At 41.6% G+C, this 2,869-nt stretch carries 5 protein-coding genes; all 5 read right to left on the reverse strand.

What is annotated here, in order from left to right; genetic code table 11:
* A partial coding sequence (locus F6K20_RS32440; protein WP_287297510.1) for an aldehyde dehydrogenase family protein occupies positions 1-214 on the reverse strand: 214 nt, incomplete at its 3' end.
* A 335-nt stretch (positions 215-549) separates the two neighbouring features.
* Complete coding sequence (locus F6K20_RS32445; protein ID WP_008181334.1) at positions 550-1,329, reverse strand: class II aldolase/adducin family protein; 780 nt, start codon at positions 1,327-1,329, stop codon at positions 550-552.
* A 238-nt stretch (positions 1,330-1,567) separates the two neighbouring features.
* Positions 1,568-1,789 carry a hypothetical protein gene (locus tag F6K20_RS32450; RefSeq protein ID WP_131826966.1) on the reverse strand — a complete coding sequence of 74 codons (222 nt, stop codon included), beginning with the start codon at positions 1,787-1,789 and terminating at the stop codon, positions 1,568-1,570.
* Between the two features lie 22 nt (positions 1,790-1,811).
* A complete protein-coding gene (locus F6K20_RS32455) occupies positions 1,812-1,946 on the reverse strand; it encodes a hypothetical protein (protein WP_287297512.1) in 135 nt (44 codons plus the stop codon).
* 249 nt (positions 1,947-2,195) lie between these two features.
* Complete coding sequence (locus F6K20_RS32460; protein WP_008181329.1) at positions 2,196-2,654, reverse strand: BON domain-containing protein; 459 nt, start codon at positions 2,652-2,654, stop codon at positions 2,196-2,198.
* Positions 2,655-2,869 lie beyond the last annotated feature (215 nt).

A 2,869-nucleotide genomic window follows, 5' to 3' on the forward strand; every position in this document is an offset into this window, starting at 1 on the left:
TGGTAAAGGCTGTCCTAGCCGCCACTACTGCTTTATCAACGTCTGGGGCATCAGCCTCAGCCACATCACAGATCACCTCTCCTGTTGCAGGGTTAATCGTCTCGAATCGTTTCCCAGAGGCGCTGTCTACCCATTCGTTATTAATCAGCAGCTGAGTTGGTCCGATTTTGACCGTTGGCTGTGGTGTTGTCTTTGGTGTAGGGGCAGTGACCATAATCGTCTCCTGTTGTTAAGTTGATTTTTTATGACATCCTCAATTCTAATGGTGGATTGTAAACTGAAAATTTAACTAAAAATATATATTTTATTAATATTTTATTTGAGATTTTTAACTAAATTTAAATTTTTGCTTAATTTTGTTAACACTTTAGCCAGAGTATCCCTAATTATCCCTATGGTCATATCTATAGGGGTTCTGATATTAATCAGGTTGTACACACGTATTTTTTACCTGTTCCCTGTTCCCTATTGTCTATTCCCTAAAATCCCAAGCTTGTGTACCTAAACTATTTGAATATTTGATAAATGCTATAAAATATTACTATCCAATCACCCATTACCAATATTTGGTTGAACTCCATAGGTTTTAAACTTTTCTATAACTATCTGCATTTCTTCCTCACTCAATAATTGAGGTTCTCCATAAATCTTGTTAACGCTGAGGATTTTGAGATAAATTTGAGCCAAGGTTTCTAGCTCTTGGGCGACTTTCAGAGCGTGCCTTAGATCTTTGCCACAGGCAATCATACCATGATTTTTTAACAAACAGGCAAGGGAATTTCCCAATGCTTTTAGGGCGTTGTTGCTAAGTTCTTGAGTGCCAAAGGTAGCATAATCAGCTACCTTTATACTGCTCCCACCTGTCCTAGCAACCATATAATGAAAGCTGGGTATAGGTATACCCATACAAGCCAATGCTGTAGCATGGATGCTATGAGTATGGACAATAGCATTCACATCGGGTCGATTCAACAGTATGTCATAGTGAAATCGCCATTCACTGCTGGGTAAATAACGATTATTCTCAGCAAAAACCGGTTCTTTGTCTTTGCCGAAGTAGATTTTGCAGATTTTATCAGGAGTTAGGTCTTCGTAGTCTAGTCCACTGGGGGTGATTGCTATTGCCTCACCGATACTGTCTCTAACCCTGACACTCACATTACCACTGGTACCTTGATTGATACCAAGACTGTTCATGCGAAGACAGGTATCAATGATCTGCTGGGCGGTTATGGTTTCAACAGGGATTGACTTGATGATCATACTAAGTTGCACCTGATCCGGGAATTTGGGGACTTTATCAGCAATCTTATCCCCCTTTAGCACCACACAAACATAGCAATCCTAATTCCTAGGTGAACAATACTCCCCTAGTTGATTCCCTAGTTCGTTAGTTTGAGTTGCGAACTGTCACTGTTGACGAATCATACAGAATTACTATAGACACCGATGCACCGATAATCCAAACCTATCTTAATGTTTATAAATCCGTATTGTTCCCCTTGCTGCAATCAGAATCAATTGCTATTCATAGCCATGGCAATTAATTTATTGACAATAGGGGATACTATTCTTCAGGTGCGACCCGAACGCGCCCCGCGTCGGCTTTGCCGAAAGGTGCGACCCTAGGGCGATTTACTCGCCCTAGGAGGCGCGTACAAAGAGCGAATTTAATTCTTATAGCACTACGCGCTACTGTTAGGACATTGTCTTGATGCAAAGCGCGAGTGGGGGAAACCCCCAAGACCGTAATGGTGCGTTTTCCGCATCTAATTATTAAATTCGCCACGGGTCGCACCTCTGCATCGCTCCTAAACTCCGAAACGTAAGTAATCGCTTACTTTTGACTTCTGACTTCTAACTTCTGACTTGCGCGTAGCGCTATAATTTGACTTCTGACTTCTAACTTCTGACTTGCGCGTAGCGCTATAATGGGTCAAGCGCACCTAACCATCTTCCCTCTCCTGCCCCTCTTTCTCCTCCTCCCCATCTTCCCCATCTTCCAGCTCTTCCGCTGTTTCACAACTCAAATCGGATTGCTACAGCATGAATTAAAGCCGAGGGACACTCAACAACAAAAGTCACCTATCACTATGGCAAAAGCAATAGGCGACTAACTCCTCTCTATGGATTAGATAATTACATCAATTAGGTAACATTGGCAACAACGGATTGGTACTTGACCAGATCAGCGATCAGCTGTTTGGCTCTTTGACAGTAGCTTGAACATCAACACTCTGAACACCTTCAACCTGGATTGCCAAAGGTGCAATCTGACTCAAGTCATCATCAGACGATACTTTTCCTGAGATAGTCACAATTCCCTCTGCGGCTTCAACTTCCAACTTGCTATTGGGGAGATTGGTTTCTAAATTATTAAGTACTAAACTGGCTAGTTGGTCATCTTCATCAAGGTTTTCTAAGTTACCCAAGGCTTGATTTGGCTCTTGAGTAGTTACAATATTCGACTCGATTTCCTCTTGGGTTCCTTTGACCATGGCATCGCCTTGGTTTCCCTCAGACCGTAAGGTTACTAGTTGTTCATCGTTTTGATCTATAGAGTAGGAGGCTTCATCACTTGTCTTAGCCTCATCGCAAGCAGCAGCACCAAACAGAATCACTCCACCTAGTAAAATTGGCATCAACTTATTCATCTTTGATTTCTCCTTGTTTTCTCCTTGTATTTACTCCAATCCAGTCCGGTTAATCACTTCATATTTAGGTAAATCGCGATATATTAAGTGTTAAGTATTAAGTCAAACTTTACACTATCAAATTATCGAATAAACCTAACTAATAAGTAGTCAAACGGACGGGATATAATTCCCACAAACACCAAACTTATTCAGCAGGTGCGCTTGACCTTGGA

It is taken from the genome of Moorena sp. SIO2C4, from assembly GCF_010672485.1.
Classification (GTDB): Bacteria; Cyanobacteriota; Cyanobacteriia; order Cyanobacteriales; family Coleofasciculaceae; genus Moorena; species Moorena producens.